At 39.5% G+C, this 17,285-nt stretch carries 14 protein-coding genes; all 14 read right to left on the reverse strand.

The window, feature by feature from the left end; translation table 11 throughout:
* Nucleotides 1–2: 2 nt before the first annotated feature.
* Nucleotides 3–1,040: a UDP-3-O-(3-hydroxymyristoyl)glucosamine N-acyltransferase gene (gene lpxD / locus HORE_RS09175; protein WP_041606039.1), complete on the reverse strand. Its 1,038-nt coding sequence runs from the start codon at nucleotides 1,038–1,040 to the stop codon at nucleotides 3–5.
* Nucleotides 1,021–1,476 carry an OmpH/Skp family outer membrane protein gene (locus HORE_RS09180; RefSeq protein ID WP_015923484.1) on the reverse strand — a complete coding sequence of 152 codons (456 nt, stop codon included), beginning with the start codon at nucleotides 1,474–1,476 and terminating at the stop codon, nucleotides 1,021–1,023. The genes lpxD and HORE_RS09180 overlap by 20 nt, the downstream gene beginning before the upstream one ends.
* Nucleotides 1,473–2,444 carry a hypothetical protein gene (locus tag HORE_RS09185; RefSeq protein ID WP_041606041.1) on the reverse strand — a complete coding sequence of 324 codons (972 nt, stop codon included), beginning with the start codon at nucleotides 2,442–2,444 and terminating at the stop codon, nucleotides 1,473–1,475. Before HORE_RS09185 ends, HORE_RS09180 begins: the two co-directional genes overlap by 4 nt.
* A 94-nt stretch (nucleotides 2,445–2,538) precedes the next feature.
* Nucleotides 2,539–3,078, reverse strand: a complete 540-nt coding sequence (locus HORE_RS09190) for an OmpH/Skp family outer membrane protein (protein ID WP_015923486.1) — start codon at nucleotides 3,076–3,078, stop codon at nucleotides 2,539–2,541.
* A gap of 35 nt (nucleotides 3,079–3,113) precedes the next feature.
* Complete coding sequence (locus HORE_RS09195) at nucleotides 3,114–4,775, reverse strand: BamA/OMP85 family outer membrane protein (RefSeq protein ID WP_015923487.1); 1,662 nt, start codon at nucleotides 4,773–4,775, stop codon at nucleotides 3,114–3,116.
* A 34-nt stretch (nucleotides 4,776–4,809) separates the two neighbouring features.
* Entirely contained in the window at nucleotides 4,810–5,199 is a 390-nt protein-coding gene (locus HORE_RS09200) for a hypothetical protein (protein ID WP_015923488.1), read from the reverse strand.
* A 224-nt stretch (nucleotides 5,200–5,423) separates the two neighbouring features.
* Nucleotides 5,424–6,053: a sigma-70 family RNA polymerase sigma factor gene (locus HORE_RS09205; RefSeq protein WP_015923489.1), complete on the reverse strand. Its 630-nt coding sequence runs from the start codon at nucleotides 6,051–6,053 to the stop codon at nucleotides 5,424–5,426.
* A 29-nt stretch (nucleotides 6,054–6,082) separates the two neighbouring features.
* A complete protein-coding gene (locus HORE_RS09210) occupies nucleotides 6,083–10,375 on the reverse strand; it encodes a translocation/assembly module TamB domain-containing protein (RefSeq protein WP_015923490.1) in 4,293 nt (1,430 codons plus the stop codon).
* Nucleotides 10,376–10,530: 155 nt separating this feature from the next.
* The gene (locus HORE_RS09215; RefSeq protein WP_015923491.1) at nucleotides 10,531–12,333 is read right to left on the reverse strand and encodes a SpoIVB peptidase S55 domain-containing protein; all 1,803 of its coding nucleotides are present in this window, start codon (nucleotides 12,331–12,333) and stop codon (nucleotides 10,531–10,533) included.
* Nucleotides 12,334–12,356: 23 nt separating this feature from the next.
* The gene (gene mreB, locus HORE_RS09220; RefSeq protein ID WP_015923492.1) at nucleotides 12,357–13,391 is read right to left on the reverse strand and encodes a rod shape-determining protein; all 1,035 of its coding nucleotides are present in this window, start codon (nucleotides 13,389–13,391) and stop codon (nucleotides 12,357–12,359) included.
* A 109-nt stretch (nucleotides 13,392–13,500) separates the two neighbouring features.
* A complete protein-coding gene (gene spoIIID / locus HORE_RS09225; RefSeq protein ID WP_015923493.1) occupies nucleotides 13,501–13,761 on the reverse strand; it encodes a sporulation transcriptional regulator SpoIIID in 261 nt (86 codons plus the stop codon).
* Between the two features lie 233 nt (nucleotides 13,762–13,994).
* Nucleotides 13,995–14,858 carry a M23 family metallopeptidase gene (locus HORE_RS12535; protein ID WP_015923494.1) on the reverse strand — a complete coding sequence of 288 codons (864 nt, stop codon included), beginning with the start codon at nucleotides 14,856–14,858 and terminating at the stop codon, nucleotides 13,995–13,997.
* A gap of 51 nt (nucleotides 14,859–14,909) precedes the next feature.
* Nucleotides 14,910–15,884, reverse strand: coding sequence for a stage II sporulation protein D (gene spoIID / locus HORE_RS09235; RefSeq protein WP_050748620.1), 975 nt, complete (start codon nucleotides 15,882–15,884; stop codon nucleotides 14,910–14,912).
* 92 nt (nucleotides 15,885–15,976) lie between these two features.
* Complete coding sequence (gene murA / locus HORE_RS09240) at nucleotides 15,977–17,224, reverse strand: UDP-N-acetylglucosamine 1-carboxyvinyltransferase (protein ID WP_015923496.1); 1,248 nt, start codon at nucleotides 17,222–17,224, stop codon at nucleotides 15,977–15,979.
* Nucleotides 17,225–17,285 lie beyond the last annotated feature (61 nt).

Raw genomic sequence — 17,285 nt, forward strand, 5'->3', positions numbered from 1 at the left:
AGCTAGCTCCTTTCAAGTTCCTGTATTCTTTTTTCCAGCTCCTTAACTTTTTTAAGCAATTCCGGTAGTCTTCTTTTTGCAGCCTGTTCCTTCAATTCCTCCCGATGGTCATGAGCCGGGTTGCCAGAATAAAAAACCCCTGAGGGGGTATTCTTGGTAACTATGCTTCCAGCAGCAATAGTACTATTATCACCGAGCTCAATATGACCGGCCACCCCGACTTTTCCTGCCAGGGTAACACGCCGGCCGAGCCTGGTACTACCGGCAACCCCGACCTGGGCCACAATTAAGTTTTCCTCTCCAACCTGAACATTATGGGCAACCTGAACCAGGTTATCGATCTTGGTCCCCTGTTTTATTACAGTCGGCCCACTGGTACCGCGGTCTACAGTAACATTGGCCCCGATTTCTACATTATCTTCAATAATAACATTCCCCAACTGGGGAATTTTATGATGGCCTTTTTCATCAGTCACAAAACCATAACCATCAGATCCGATAACAGTTCCCCCGTGGATAATAACATTACTACCAATAACAGTATCATACTCAATAACAACATTGGCATGGATGACTGTATCATCCCCAATTTCCACCCCGGGACCTACATAGACCCCGGGAGCAAGTATAACCCTGTCACCAATTACTGCCTCTTTATCAATAACTACATGGGGATGAATGGATACATCCTCCCCAATACAGGCAGTACTGGAAATAACAGCAGTCTCATCTATCCCGGGGCGATACAGCATATCAGGGGCAAAATGGGAAGCAATTCTGGCAAAGGCCAGACGGGGATTTTTAACCCTGATTATATTTTTGCTACTCTCCTCTATCTCCTCGGGAACAATAACTAACCCTGCTCTGGACTGTTCAGCCTTGTCTAAATAAGTGGAATTTTCAGCAAAGGTAACAGTGTCTGGCCTGCTTTCTCCAACACCGCTGACCCCCTTGATAACCAGGTCGGGGTCTCCAACCAGTTCTCCACCCACCAGGTGGGCCAGTTCCCGGGCCGTATAACTATTTTTCTCCCTGTCCATTACCACCATCATCCTCTCCAGCTATTTCATCTAGACGTTCTATAACTTCTCCTGTAATGTCAATTCCACCATAATAGGTACTATTTTTATCTACAACTACATCCAGGTTTTTCTCTCTGGCCAGCTGACTAATTATAGTATTTATCCGGCCATTTAAAACCTGTTCCATCTGCTTTTTATTCCTCATAAACTCCTGGTCCATTTTTTCCAGTTCATTTTGCTTTTCTTTATCAGTTAAAGATTCTTCTTTTTCGAGGTATTCCTGCTGTAAATTAGTCCCTAATTCAACCAGATCATTATGAAGTTCCTGGGCCAGATGGCTTTTCTGTAACAGGAGATCAACATCCAGCACAGCAATCCTGGGGGTATTGTTTCCACAGGAAGTAAGGGTAATTAACATAATTACCATTATAAAACCTACTAATAATTTTTTCATTTACCACCTTCACTCCCCTTCTTTTCCAGATCGGCTAGTTCCCTTTTAAGATTGGAATATTGTTGATTAATTTTTTCTAAAACCTTTTTTATAGAGGAAAGTTCTTTCAGGCTTTTATCTCTATTTTCCTCCAGCTTTAATTCCATTGCTTCTTCCATTAATTTTTGTTGCCTGTCAACATAATCTTTAAAATCAGTTTCAAGCTCAGTCCTTTTTTTCTCAATCTGTTTTCTGGTTTCCTGATTAATCAAGGTCTGATAGGCCATTAACTTACTGTGAAACTCCTTTTCCAGACTCTTAATTCGATTCTGAAGTTCTTGGTTTAGCTCTTCTTCTTTTTGTTTAAATAATCTTTCCTTTTTAGCCTCTATTTCCCTGAGTTTGTTTTCATAGTCCTCTTTTTCTTCAGGTGTTAATTCAATAATTTCTAACTTGAGTTTATAATTTAATATATCAGGATAATATTGATTGGTAATATCCTGCCTGTATCCCATAAGTTTGTTTAAAGTTTCCTGTTTTAGTCTGCTAACCATTTTTTCCAGTTTAGAGCCAAAGACTTCTTTTTTAACCAGTAATTTTTCTCTGACTTCCTGTAGTTTTTTATCCTCAAAGGTCTTTAATTCCTTTAACATCTCCTGATGTTTTTCATCTATTTTTTGCTGGTATTCTTCCCTGACATTATTGAGTATTTCCTCAATATGTGACTCAATATCCTGTTTTTTTTGCAGATACATCTTTTGCTGCTTTTCCAGGAGGGATAGCTGTCTTTTTATTGAGTCTTTCCGGGCTTCAATAAGCTCTGTTTCCATCTCAACCTCAAAATCCAGTTCATCTTCTATCCTCTGCTCCAGATTGCCAGTTCCGGGTTCAGGGGATGTATTCCCATGTGGCATACGGGCACTGAACACAGTAATACCAGAAAGTAAAATCAAGATTAACAGTAATACTATCTTTCTCTTTCCCATCACATCCCCTGCCCCCTTTCTATTATAATTATTAATTAAGTTTAATGAAAGTTGTTACCCGTTTTTGAGATAAGAAAAATTAATTATAAATACTATCTTAATTCCGGGAATTGCCCTTATCATCTAAACTAACATCAGTGTCCACTACCCCTTTTTCTGTTTCCTCATAATTTTCTTTAATATAATCTATAACATCCTGGGTTAAATCATAACCACCGTAAATAACATTCTTTTTATCAAGGACGAGCCTGACCTTTTTCTGTTCGGCAACTATTTTTATAGCCTTATCAATTTTAACCAGCAAGCCATGGATCATTTCCTGTTCCTGTCTTGTCAATTTCATCTGGTATTCATTTACCAGTTCCTGCTGTTCTGATTCCGGCAGGTTTTTAGCCTTTTCCTCAAGCTCAGCCTGCATGGACTGGGCCAGCTGGTTAAGCTCTTTTTCCGCTTTAACTTTTTCCGGATGTTCATTGAAGACTGCCTGAACATCTACATAGGCTATCTTACCCTCTGCTTCATCACCGGCTTTCAAAATGGAAATTGGATTAAACAAAAATGTAATAACCAGTACAGTTATCAGTATTATGGTTGGGTATCCCAGTTTATTTTTAACCAGTTTATTTTTGATATTCATAACTATTTATCCTCCTTAAGTTAGCTTAATTTTATCTAAAAGGTTGGCCCCAGACTGAAGTGGAACTTACCATTCCAGTCTTCATCAAAACCGTAATCCAGCCTGATTTTTCCGAGGGGAGTATTTAATCTGACTCCCAGGCCGGTAGAATAATTTAAATCTGTCAGGTCAACATTTTCAAGTTTATCCCAGGTATTCCCGGCATCTGCAAAAACTACTCCATCCAGTTTTCTTTCAACAATTGGAAAACTGTATTCAACATTAAATAACAGCATATTTTTACCGGTGAAGTCTCCCCGGTCATACCCTCTCAGGGTATTAGAACCACCCAGGCGGTACTGTTCAACAACAGGTATATCACCTTCACCAATCCCCGTCTCCATCTTAACAGCCCAGGCATGTTTATCCTTAAAGCCCTGGAAATACCGTCTGACATCTAAATTATATTTAGTAAAGTTATAATCACCACCAAGGGCCTGACCGGCATATTCAACAGAAACTGTATTTACTCCCCCTGAAGTCGGGTAAAGGGGATGATTTCTGGTATCCTTTCTGGTCATCAGGGTTAAACTCCGGGTACTTCCTGATTCATCAGGAATATTAGTATCATCCCAGTCTATTTCAGAATCCTCTATTTTTAGTTTAACCTGGCCATACCAGTCTTCATTGAGGTCATGCCCAAAGGATAAATTACCCCCTCTTCTATGTTCAACATATTTCTTATCCTCTGAAGTAACATCATCTGAAGTCTTATCATAAATGCTAATACCAAAAGAAGTAGGGGTTCCCAGAAGCCATGGTTCATAATAGTATATAGAATAATTCTGAACTTCGCCACCATATTCCAGTTCAAAACCAAGGGTCTGGCCTTTTCCTAAAAGATTTCTTTCCCTGACATTAACATATCCAAACCACCCATCCCTGGTACTATGAGAAACACCGAAGTTGGCATTTCCGGTTTTAGTCTCTTTAACTTCAATTACAAGGTCAAGTTTTCCAGGGTCATCAGTTGGTTTCAGGTTTGGTTTTACCTCCTGAAAAAAGTTCAGCTTGAGTAGATTAAAATAACCTTCCCTGATCTTTTCAACATTAACTATATCGCCTTCCTCAATCTCCAGTTCCCTGCGGATTACATAATCTTTGGTTTTTTCATTGCCTTTAATAATTATATCATTAAGACGGGCTTCATTCAGAGTTAAATAGAAAATACCATCATTAAATCTGACATCTTTATAATTTATAAAATAGCCATTTTCCCGGTACTTATTTCTAACATTATTCATTCCATCTCTGGCATCATTAATATTAAAAACCTGTCCTTCCATTAGACCCAGCCAGGATATAATCTCCGGGTCCTTAAAAACCGTATTACCTGTTATTTCATAGCCCTCTATCAGGGGGTTTTCTGTAACTTCAAAAACCGCCATAAGCCCCCCTTCGTGTGGCTTAACAAAGCCCCTTACCTCTTCAAAATAACCCAGTTTAGAAATTGCCTCCAGGTCTTTTTTGAATACTTCAGGATCAAAAACTTCACCGGCCTTTACTTTAACAACAGAAAGAATTTCTTTAGCCGGAATGTGTTCATTACCCTGTACTGTAACACCGGTTATTGTTTCCAACTCATCGGCCAGTACGGTTGTACTAAAAGCAAATAATAATATTATTAACACCAGAACAGATTTATATTTAATCCTCATCTATACATCCTCCTCATCTTCTTTTACTAAATTATCAATTATCAACAGTTAATTTAACATTAATCAAATGCGGCCCCTCCCTTTTATGTAAGTCAAGGGTCCGCTCTTGCCGGTAATCTTCTAAACTCAGTTTATAGTCTTCTCCTGAGAGTGGAAAAAGATTTAAGTAGGTAAAAATACCAACTATCACTAATACAAATATTAGTCCGATAACCGTTACCAGACCTGGCGACAGGGATATTTTAGACCTTTTTTTTATCTTCCCCTTGCGGGATGCCACACTAACTTCCCAGGCCTTTCTGGATTCTGATTCGGCCAGGGTTAATAATAATTCTCCTTCCAGGACATCCCCGGCCCTGAACCTGTCCTCAGCCTTATCAAGCCATTTTCTGGCAAATGAAATATGCTTAATAATACCAGTCACACCCGTATTTTCACCACCTTATTATATTTTTCATATACAATATCAACTAAAGGGGTAAAAATACGACTACCTCTAAACCATCATAATCAGCGATTATATGACATTATTCCAGTTTATCTCTCACAAACTATATAACAACACTTAATTTCTTAAATTTATTCCCGTTATCAATTATACCAGCTACAAAATCATTTATTAAAATACTAAAAACCGCCGGAATCATTTTACAGAAGACCCCGGTATACAGACCAGGATAATTTCCCCCGTAATCTTCTAACAGCTTTCTTTTTTAAGCGGTGTAAATATGACAGGCTTATCCCCATTTCTCCGGCAACTTTTTTGGGTTTTTTATCCTTTAAATAGATTTCCCTGATAATATAACCTTCACGGGAGGGCAGGGAACCGACTGCTTTTTTTATCCTGTCCATTACTAAATTTTTTTCAACCCTGTCTTCCAGGTCGTCCCCTTCAGTAACCAGTTGTTCAAGAAACTCAGAACCTGCTGCCCTCAGTTCAGCAGGAATAGAACAGGCTGGAGCTTTTTTAAGATAGTTAATAACCCTGCCCCTGATATAATAAAGGGCATAACTGGAAAAAGACTTGCCCCTTTTATGATCATATGAATCAATAGCATCAATAAGTCCCAGAGTCCCCTCCTGAATAAGGTCCATAACCACCTCATTATCCCGGGCGTACTGTCTTACTATTTTAAATACCAGAGGCTGATAAGAAGTTATCAACCTCTGCCGGGCTTCTGTGTCATTATAGTCTTTGTATTTTATCCATAACTCTTTTTCCTCTTCAGCTTCAAGTATCTTTATTTTTCCTAACTGTTTTAGATAATCATTTATCATCAGGGACTTCTCCTTATTTAAGATTTTGTTTAAAATTTAAGATTGGTTTCAATGCTCAGCCTGTAATCATCTTCACCATGCCAGCTTCCCTCAAAAACTGTATTTTCCCTTAAGAAATACTGAAAAGCTACTTCACTTTCCCGGCTATCTGGTTTTAAAGTAGTGGTATACTGTAGATAGAATCTATCACTTAAATATTTCCCGAGATAGATATTAACTTCCTGATTCCAGCCCAGATTGTAAGTATCGATTTCAACCCGGTCCAGCCTGAAGATATCCTTTAAAGTACTTTCTATATCCTCAACAATATCTATCTGGAGAAAACTATTAAATATCCTCATCACTTCCATCTTTACAGCCTGGTTAACATCACCTTCAATAATTTCCTTTACTCCACCTTTACTGGTTAAAAGCTGCAATATCTGTTCCTCTGTTAGTTCGGGCCTGGAATGAAAGGTAATCATCAGCTGATCGGCCGCGCCATCCACCTGGGCCATAATTTTAACATTACCCACCTGGGTATAGGAACGGACATGGAGTTCAGGGATATACCCCAGGTATTCCCTGAAATTGGCCTCAGCGTACTCCAGAATAAACTTATTATTGTAAATATCAAAACTCCCCTGTCTGCTTGTCAGCGTGCCTTTCATCTGTAATTCATTATCAATAAAACTGAGGCCAAGGCTTCCTTCCTGAATAAGGACATCTATATTATCATTTTTCAGGTATACTTCCTCACCCGGGTAAAGGGTTAAATCCAGGTCTGGAATAAATTTGACCCCTTCTCCACTCCCGGTTGGCCAGGAAAAGGGTATTCCAATGGTAAAATGATGGGTTATTAATTCCCCCTCAATTAATGGCCTGTTCAAGGGTCCAACCATTTTAACCCTGGGGTCAAACTTCCCCTCAAAGGATCCATGACTGAAGGGTAGATTCTTCCCCTGAAGGAAAATATCCCAGGTTTTATCCTGATCAAAGGGGTATACATAACCTTCTATTCTAAAACTACCCCTGCCATACCTGCCGGTAATATTTTCCAGGTAAATCTCCTGCCCCCTGAAATTGAGATATCCTTTCATAAGTGAGAACTTTTCAGGAAGGCCGAGGTTAATACCACCACCTAACAGAAAGAGCCTCCCTCCGAAAGAGGGATCATTCATCTGGCCTTTAATGTAAATATTACCATCAGCATATCCTTCGAGATCAGGTAAATCAGGAATAGCTGAGGATATAATAGGAAGATAAACCCCATTAACACCGAGATAAAGGTCTATTTTCTCATTTTTATTAAAGGGTATAAAACCATCAACATCAATACTACTATCTTCCGGTAATAAAGCCGTCTGATTCAAATAAACCCGTTCCGGGGTTAACTTAACTTCCCCATTTATATTATTTATTTTAAATTCATTAACCATGGCTTCATCTATATTTATATTGAGGGCCAGGAGATAGTCATTAATATCACCGGTCAGGTTACCGTTAAAATCAACCTGTCCGTCAATATTAACATTACTCCCCAGAAAACTGATTATCTTACCCAGATTGACACGGTCACCATCCAGGGTAATATTAAATTTATCACCGATACTCCCTGAAATTTTTAATTTATCTCCTTTGACATCAGAGCTAAAAACCTCAAGGTCAACCGCTGACCTGAGTTTCCTGAACTGCCCCGTTAACCTTATCCTCCCTCTGAGATAATAATCCTCAGGTATAGAAACCTTACTGGTTAAAAAGGGAGTAAGGTCAGATAATCTCCCCTCCCTGGTCTCCAGGGTTACATCTAAAAAAGGGTATTCTACCATTCCTGAGAGGTTATATTTACTTCGACCTACCTTAAACGACGAACCTTCCAGCGTCAATTTACCGTTACTGTAATGATAATTACCTTCTATATTTTTTATTTCTTTTCCCTTATAGACCAAACTTCCCGGCCAAATTTCCCCTGAAATATCAGGTGCTTCAAATAAGCCTTTAATATTACCTGTCAGGTTAAAAGAACCGTCAACCTCAAGGTCAGGGTAAACATCATCAAGGTTAAGGTTATCTATTATATACTTCAGATTTAACTGTCTGGTAACAGGGTTTATGGTACCGGCCACTTTTACCCGGGAGTCATCTTTTACCACTACCCCATCTTCTATATAAAAAGTATTGTTTTTCAACAATTTAAGCTTAAATTTTGCCGTGTTTATTTTAACGTCTCTGTTATTGTAGTTAATTACTGGATTATTACTACTTACATAACCCGTTAGCTCTGGATTAGCTAAAGGCCCTCTGATTTTAAGTTCTGCATTAAGATTACCGGTTACCGGTAGTTTATGGCCACTTATTCCCTGGAAGAAATCATAGCCCAATTTTTTAATGGAAACACTGGTTTTAATCACCGGTTCACTGGCTGCAAAATTAATAACACCCTGTCCGTTTATTTCTGCATTTTCAAGTACAGTCTTTAAACGGTTAATATACAGAGAACCCTTTCTATACTCCATAGAAGTATTAAAATTTTGAAAGACCTTATTATACAGACAAACCCTGTTCGAAGATAAGTCCATGGTAATAAAGGGATTTTCAAGATTATTCTTGATGCTCCCATTAATATTTACAAAACCGGCGAGGTCTTCCAGCACCTTTACATCCAGCAGATTTTGTATAACTTTACTATTTATTTTTGAACCACTGTATTCAAGCTCAACCCTGGAGGTCGCTATATTAACTTTTCCCTGAAAAAAGATATCGCCATATTGCGCTTCCAGCTTTCCCTCATTTAAAATAAGGTTACCCCCGTTATACCATAATTCAGCAAAAACCCTATCCATGAGTATATCCCTGTATTGAGGGTTTATTACTTCAATATAACCGGTTATATCGGATCCGGTCAGGGTGTTGCCCTGGCCGCTTATTATCAACCTGCTATTTAGCTGCCCCTGTGATAAAGGTAAATTCAATTGTGGAAAATTTTGTTTTATAAAGGCAATTCTTATATCTGTACCTTTGAGGTTGAAACTATATAAACTGGTAGCCAGATCATATACTCCCCTTACCGAAATAGAATTATTATCCTGGAAATTACCTTCAAGTGAATCAATATAAATTATATTATCTTTATATCTTAATTCGGCAGCTAACTCCCCGATCTCATAGTTCTGGAATTCTCCTTCAGTCACATAAATATCAGTTAATACTTCCGGGGAGGTCATCCGCCCCAGAACTGTAATATCCAGGTGGGCCTGTCCTGACATATTTATAGCAGGGATATTAAAACCAGTCCGAGAGAGGTTAACTCCTTCTGATACCAGGTGACCATAAATCCTGGGGATTTTTTCTTTATGGTTAAGCTCTCCTTTAAATGTATAGGGATTACCGGCCAGATCAAATTTAAGTTTCTCAACAACCACCTGCTTTTGCCCTGAATCTAATAATATTATCCCCTGTATAGACGACAGTCTGTTTTCTGTCAGGTATTCAGACTCTAGTCCGACCTGGCCCTGATTTAACTCCAGTTTTCCTTTATAATCAGTAATCTGACTGGTGTTACCCTCTAAATTTAAGGTCAATTTTCCCTTACTATCAATGGTCTGAACCGCGACTGGCAAATTTAACTCCCTGAAAATACCCTCAAGGCTTTTCAGTTCAAATTGACCTGTTCTCAGATTTACTTCCCAGTTATCCTGGCTGTATTTAATCCCTGCTTCCAGGTTATTAATCCTGACCTGTTCCACTTTATAATTATTATATTGTATTCCCTCAAGACTTACATCTGACTTCAACAAAATTGTACCGGATTTCCCCGCTTCCTTTAAAACCAGGTAAGTATTACCCAACTCAATTTTCTGGTCTTTATTTATAGCGACAACAGTTCCATTTTTAATTTCTACAGGAAAAAAGGGAATTGTAAATCCCTTTAAATCCCCGGTTTGATCAATAGAATCTGAGGGGGCTTCAAAATTACTAAACCTTAAAACCGGGTCTTTTAATGATACCAGCTTAATATTACCAATCCAGTTATCTCTATTAAATAAAATACCCATCAAATTATAGTAAACCCTGACCCGGGGTGCTTTTATTGATAAACTTCCATCTTTAGTCTCAATCATTACCCCTTCCAGAGTTAATTGATTTAAAGGCCAGATACTGATATTATTAACCTCTAACCTGTTAACCTGAGGAAAGGTATTTTCAATATAAAAAATAAGCTCATGTCTTGCTATTGTCAGAATCCGGTTCCCCTGTATTATTATTACACTTAATATAAAAACAGATATAAGTAATATAAATAGATAACGTTTCTTTGTCTTAAGGGAAAACTTTCCTTTCATAATTATACACCTGCTTCTGTTAAGTCATAACCTGCTATATCTTCCACTACATATAAATCATAATATATTTAACTGACCAATTCAAGGATATGATTTAGCGTATTATACCATTAAAAATACTCCGGAGCCCGGGCCCCGGAGTATTGTTTGCTTTTTTATTTCTCCAATACCTGGTTTTCAGGTGCTTTATCAGCATCCGGCCGATTGTTTTTATCTACAATATTTATATCCAGGGTTAAACTACCTTCAAGAACATAATCGGTTTTGACCGTTTTTTTAATACTGGGCTGGTTACTCTCTTCTTCATCTTTATCCCCTTTATCCCCCTGAGCAGGAAGCTCTTCCTCAGGAGAACCACTTTCTTTCCCTTCCCCGGACTCCGGTTTTTCATCCTCTGGCATCTGGGCCACCGGGTATCCGGGATACCCCTCAATAATAAGCTCATTATTATCTGGTTGTTTCATAAAATCTTCGAGCATACTCTTAAAATCTTTATACCCGTTAACCTGTGCCTGATTTAATTCAGCCTCATTTTCCTGTTCCCCCCCGGGAGTAGGACCATAAGTCTGGGCCCTGGTAAAACCACCATCGATAGCAATACTGGTTCTACCCGGCTGAATATCTTCAGGAATTTTAACAGATATGTTTCTGGTAAATGACTGACCACGGTAGGGATGTAAAGTTACTTCAAGCCTGAGGACATCCCCCGGTTTTACCTCCTTATTGAGAACCCTTGCCTCCTGGACTAAAGCGACATTGTCATTATTTGAAACCTCAATATCAAGTTGAATGCTCATGATATTAACTTTTTTGAAGGGGTTTAAAGTAATCAAATCCAGAAGACGATATAAATCAGTTAAAGCTAATGACGCAATATCTTCCCGGCTATAAAAAATATTGTTCTTTTCTATTTCTAGATCCGGTAGCCCGCTTCCTATAATTTTAACTTTAACCCGGGCTGTACCTTTTCCGATTCTATCAAGGGTATTATCGACAGCCTGCAGGGCTATATTGGTTGTTAAGGTTGTTAACAACCTTTCTTCCTTAATCAACTGAACCTTTATCAGGTCTTCAAACCCGGTCTCCCTGTCAACAACCCTGATATGAAGGGGAATAACTTCGGGAAAACTATGAAGCTCACCGGCTATACCGGCCCCCCTGTCTGCTGTTATCCTGCCTATTAATTTTGATGCAGGTGATCCCAGCTTGAAGGGTTGAGATATACTGGGGATAATCCCATTAATATAGGCCTTGCTTAGTAGATAATCAGTTTCCCCCCTGTTTAGAAAAGGATGACCGAAGGCCAGTATCTTATCCCCTTCAACATAGGTAACCGTTCCTATAGAAGCAATACTGACATCACCCCGGGCGAGCTGTACAGCAATCGCACTACCTGGTTTCAAATCATTATCAACCCCTGGTTTATTTTCATAAACACCACCCGGTATCAGCTCAACCCCATATCTTTTAAGATCATTTTCAAGGGCATTAAAGGCCCTACCCTCAAGACCACTGACAAATAAAGGAGTCTGCAATTTATCAAACTGTAAGGTTTGATATTTTTCACTTTCCAGTAATTGAAGCATTTCCTTTATCGGGGTAACCAGGCCAAACCTGTGGTCACTTAATTGCCAGCCATAACCAATAGCTCCAACTAGTTTTCCCTCAATATAGACCGGGCTTCCACTCATCCCGGCAGCAATACCCCCGATTTTCTCAATTTCAGACCCACCGGCTTTTATAAGAATATAGTCATCACCGAGGCCATTATTTTTAATAACATCTATAACCTTTACCGGGAACTCTTCAACCCGGTATCCATGGAAAACTGTTTTAGCAACACCTTCCATGCCCGGTTTTATCTGGTCAAGAGGTAATATATCCTGAGCTTGAGCAAAGCCCGCTGTAAGAATTATGATAACTGCTATGATTAAGAACTGGTTTATTTTAAACCTCAAGAAACATCATACCTTTCTTTTATTTATTTTTTAAAATTGGCATCACTACTACGGACCAGAAGGGAACTGGATAACCTGTCCGCCTCCTCAAGGGCATACCCGGTTCCCCGGGCCACACATGTGAGTGGATCATCTGCCAGGAAAACAGGTACCTCTGTTTTCTGACTGAGTAATTTATCAAAACCATGTAAGAGAGCTCCACCACCGGTCAGGATTATACCACGGTCCATGATATCTGAGGATAATTCCGGTGGTGTCTTTTCTAAAACTCTCCTTACAGCATCAAGGATAGCATGAAGGGGCTCTTCAAAAGCCTCAACAGTCTGTTCAGAAGTCATGGTTATATTCCGGGGTAATCCGGTCATAACATCCCGTCCCCTGACTTCAAACTCCTGATCTTCTTCAACATAAGCAGACCCTATATTTATCTTAATCTCCTCAGCTGTCTTTTCCCCGATAATAAGGTTATATTTATCTTTTATGTACCTGATCAGGGCCTCATCAAACCGATCACCACCAACCCTCAGGGATTCACTTACAACCAGGCCTCCCAGGGATAAAACAGCAATCTCGGTAGTACCACCCCCGATATCAATAACCATACTACCCCGGGGTTCATAAATAGGAAGCCCGGCTCCAATGGCAGCAGCAATAGGCTCCTCTATCAAAAGGGTTCTCCGGGCCCCAACCTGCATAGAAGCCTCCAGGACGGCCCTTTTCTCCACACCGGTTATCCCGGCCGGTACACAGATCATCACAATAGGCCTTCTAAATAATCTTTTCCTTTTCATGACTTTGGTAATAAAGTGCTTTAACATTATTTCTGTAACTTCAAAATCGGCAATTACCCCATCTTTTAGAGGTCTAATGGCTACAATATTACCGGGGGTTCTACCCAGCATCCTCCAGGCCTCTTCCCCTACAGCCATTACTTTATTAGTGCCTTTTTCCAGAGCAACAACAGATGGTTCCTGCAGGACCATCCCCTTCCCCTTCACATATACAAGGATATTAGCTGTTCCCAGATCAATTCCTATCTTTTTAGAAAACGTCACCATTGTTTGTTCTCCCCCTCGATTCCTGTCCGTTAATTTCCTAATATATTATTCTATCTTTCGTAAAATTCTCCTGCAAAATTTTGTATATTCGTACTTTGTGTCTACCTTTTTATTCATTTTTTTTCAATTTTTCATACTTCCTCCGGGTGGCTTCACCACCTCTGATATGTCGTTCAGCTTTATTAAATTCCAGAACCTGTTTAACTTTATGAGCTAATTTAGGGTCAACTTTTTTTAATCTCTCAGTTACATCTTTATGAACAGTACTTTTACTGACCCCATATATTTTAGCTGCCTGCCTGACCGTCGCTTTAGTCTCATAGATATAATTGGCAATTTCAATTACCCGTTGACGTATATAGTCTTTCAACCTGCCACTCCCCCCCACCTGTATAAAAACTTCTTCTGATGGTCAAATATACTGAAATCTAAATATACATGTATCTTTTATTATGTATATGCTAAAGGCAAGGTGAATTATACCAGTCATGGCATAATTTCACATAGGGTAGGGGTAATTTTTGGACATAAAAAAAGTCCGGATTAAACCGGACTTTTCCCCGATATATATGTTTGCATTATTTTACCCACTCTATTTTCACTCTATTTAATGTAATCGAGAGGGTTAACAGGCCCTTCACCATTCCTCAGTTCAAAGTATAAAGATGGTTCCTCCATAATGCCGGTATTACCGATCCGGCCAATCTCCTGTCCCTTACTTATAACCTCCCCCGGGGAAACTGAAGACCTTTGAAGGTTACCATACAGGGTTCGCCAGCCTCCCTGGTGCTCTACTTCGACTATAATACCATAATATTCATCTTCCCTGACTGACCTTACAGTCCCGCTGGCAGCAGCCATAACAATATCTCCGGCTTTACCATCAATTATTACACCGGTCTGGTAACGCCAGTCTTCAAAGACAGGGTGAAAATACCAGCCTGGATCCCTGAGGATTTCTCCTGAAACAGGTTTTAAAAGCTCAAATGTCCTGTTATCTTTTGCCCGCAATGGGGGATTAACCGGTCTGGTCATAACTTCTTCAACCTGTGTATCCTCAGTTGCTTTTATCTCATTATCACTCTGGCTTCCCCTGTCTGGCTTTTCATCTTTCTCTGGTTTAATATTTAGTTCCTTATCATACTGCAGGGAAAGATTATTTTCAATTATTTTTTTGTTTAAAAAGGAGTCACTTCTTTCACTGCTATTCATGTTCCCCCTATCATTCGTCTTCCCGGTTTCACCGGGCTCAATAACAACACCAGAATTATTCAAACTATTACTACCATAATCTGTAGTATATACGGCAATCCCGGCTCCAATCAAGAGGACTACCAGGATAACAAAGGTAATGACTCTTCTTTTATTGCTTTTCTTTATCATTTTCCTGACCTGTAATTTAACCCTGTCTTTATCAATTTTGAAGCTAAAGGGAAACCTGTTTTTATTCCCCCTATTTTTTGCCATAATTTGTTCACCTCCAGTCATATTTTTACCAGGAGGTGAATTATTTATACACTACTTTTTTAAAAGTTCCTTTAATTTTACAATTTTTGTCCCGGGATAATAATGTTGTAGTATTTTGCGGTAATTATAACCATGTCTGGCAAAACCATTGGCCCCATCCTGACTCATACCAACCCCATGGCCTTTACCAAAAACTTTTATCAAAACCTTTTCATCTATAAACCTTAAGGTAAACTTACTGGAAGGGAGGTTTAACCTGGTCCTGACTTCTCGACCGGTAAATATTTTATTACCTATTTTAATCTTTAAAACCCGGTCACCCAGTGTGGTACTCAATACTTTAACTTTATCTCTTATATTTTGACTCCCGCTAGATGGCTCTATATCTGTCCCCAGATAGTTATTAAACCTATCCAGTCCCATTACATAATCATTAAGGTAATTCCGTTGTGACTCCTGATCATATGGGCTGGGAACACTAATTAAATAAGGGGTGGCTTTCCCCCAGACGTGTCGGGCATCTTCAGTCTGTCCCCCACTATTACTGTGGTAAACGGCATCAATAAACCGGCCATCATATAATAAAACCTCACCCCGGGTTTCCTCTACCGCCCTCTTAATCCTGTTCTTAAAGTACAGATAGGGGATAATTCCCCACTTACCCTTCATCTGGTTCCGGGAAATCCAGGCCTGACAATGTCTGTAATCAGTGCAGATGTCAGCCCCGGGGTGTTCCGGGCTCTGTTTTCCACCAAATTTAGTTATCCTTTTTAAAGTATATGTCCTGGCGGCCACTGCCTGAGCCTTAAGGGCCTCAAGGTGGTATGAGGCCGGCATCTCTGCCGCTAAAACCCCCTGGAGGTATTCAGACATTCCCATTTTAACTATCCTGTCTTCCCGATGTAATAACACCTTAATAACCAGGGGTTCTTCTTCCCGTAATCCTCTTAAAAGGACAATAGAAAAAACTATCAGAACAATAGCAATAAACATCAGGGATAATATGTACATTTTTTTCCTCAACAAAATAATCACTCCCCTGTCAAGGTCTAATATATATCATATGACCCTGGACAGGGGAGTAGAACTTTTTTATGTTAATTTAATTCTGTTATAGACTATTTTACCTTTCTAATATCGGCACCTATCCCTGAGAGTTTTTCTTCAATATCTTCATATCCCCGTTCTACATGATTTATATTTCTGACCTCTGTTTCTCCTTCAGCCACCAGTCCGGCCAGAATCAGAGCAGCTCCTGCTCTAAGGTCTGTTGCCGTAACCTCAGCACCTGTCAATTGACTGGGCTTAATCAGGGCACTATGACCATCAATCTTTATATCAGCACCCATCCTCTTTAATTCATCCACATGCATAAACCTGTTTTCCCACACTGTTTCAATTACCAGACTGGTCCCCTCAGCCTGGGTTAAGAGAACCATTATCTGGGACTGAAGATCAGTTGGAAAACCTGGATATGGTAAGGTCTTGACATCAACTGCCTTTAATTTATCATTACTGACTACTTTAATTCCGGAAATCTCTTCTTTTATCTGGATTCCCATTTCCTTTAATTTAGCAATAAGAGATTTAAGGTGCTCAGCCAGAACATTATCGACAAAGACATCTCCTTTGTTTAAAGCAGCAGCAATCATATAGGTTCCTGCTTCTATCCTATCAGGTATAATCCGGTGTTCGGCCCCTTTAAGGGAATCAACACCTTCTATCTTAATAATGTCAGTCCCGACCCCTTTTATTTTGGCACCCATGACCGTTAAATAATTGGCCAGATCTACAATTTCAGGTTCTCTGGCCGCATTTTCAATAACAGTCTTACCTTCAGCCCGGGTTGCAGCCAGCATAATATTTATAGTAGCCCCAACACTGGGATAATCAAGGTATATACGGGCCCCCTTGAGCTTATTGGCTTTAACCTCAACAATACCATGATCAAGCTTAACATCTGCCCCCAGAGCTTTAAATCCCTTCAAATGTAAATCTATAGGGCGGTTACCGATATTACATCCCCCGGGAAGACTCGTTCTGGCCCAGCCTTCTTTGGCCAGTAAAACTCCCAGGATATAATAAGAGGCCCTTAACTTCCGGGCTAATTCTGGATCTGCCTCAGCTTCTGTTAAAGTGGTAGGGTCTATAGAAACAATATTATTTTCAAATTCAACCCCGGCTCCCATTTTCTCCAGGATGTTACATAAATTAGTTACATCCCTGAGATGAGGAATATCAATCAGTTTACTGGGGGTATCAGCCAGTAAAGCAGCCGTAATTATGGGTAAAGCCGCATTTTTAGCACCACTAACTTTTATTTTTCCTTTTAAAGGGTTTCCGCCTTTAATTAGAAATTTACCCACTTTTTATGCCCTCTCTTTCCTCTCCCCCTTTAAAAGGGGCACATCTATATTATATGCACTT

The organism is Halothermothrix orenii H 168 (genome assembly GCF_000020485.1).
GTDB lineage: Bacteria > Bacillota > Halanaerobiia > Halanaerobiales > Halothermotrichaceae > Halothermothrix > Halothermothrix orenii.

Bases quoted from the DNA above. Each gene is read 5' to 3' on its own strand.
- lpxD (WP_041606039.1), bottom strand. From the start codon at position 1,040: ATGGACAGGGAGAAAAATAGTTATACGGCCCGGGAACTGGCCCACCTG.
- HORE_RS09190 (WP_015923486.1), bottom strand. From the start codon at position 3,078: ATGAATATCAAAAATAAACTGGTTAAAAATAAACTGGGATACCCAACC.
- HORE_RS12535 (WP_015923494.1), bottom strand. From the start codon at position 14,858: ATGGCAAAAAATAGGGGGAATAAAAACAGGTTTCCCTTTAGCTTCAAA.
- mreB (WP_015923492.1), bottom strand. From the start codon at position 13,391: ATGGTGACGTTTTCTAAAAAGATAGGAATTGATCTGGGAACAGCTAAT.
- HORE_RS09205 (WP_015923489.1), bottom strand. From the start codon at position 6,053: ATGATAAATGATTATCTAAAACAGTTAGGAAAAATAAAGATACTTGAA.
- HORE_RS09180 (WP_015923484.1), bottom strand. From the start codon at position 1,476: ATGAAAAAATTATTAGTAGGTTTTATAATGGTAATTATGTTAATTACC.
- HORE_RS09210 (WP_015923490.1), bottom strand. From the start codon at position 10,375: ATGAAAGGAAAGTTTTCCCTTAAGACAAAGAAACGTTATCTATTTATA.
- HORE_RS09195 (WP_015923487.1), bottom strand. From the start codon at position 4,775: ATGAGGATTAAATATAAATCTGTTCTGGTGTTAATAATATTATTATTT.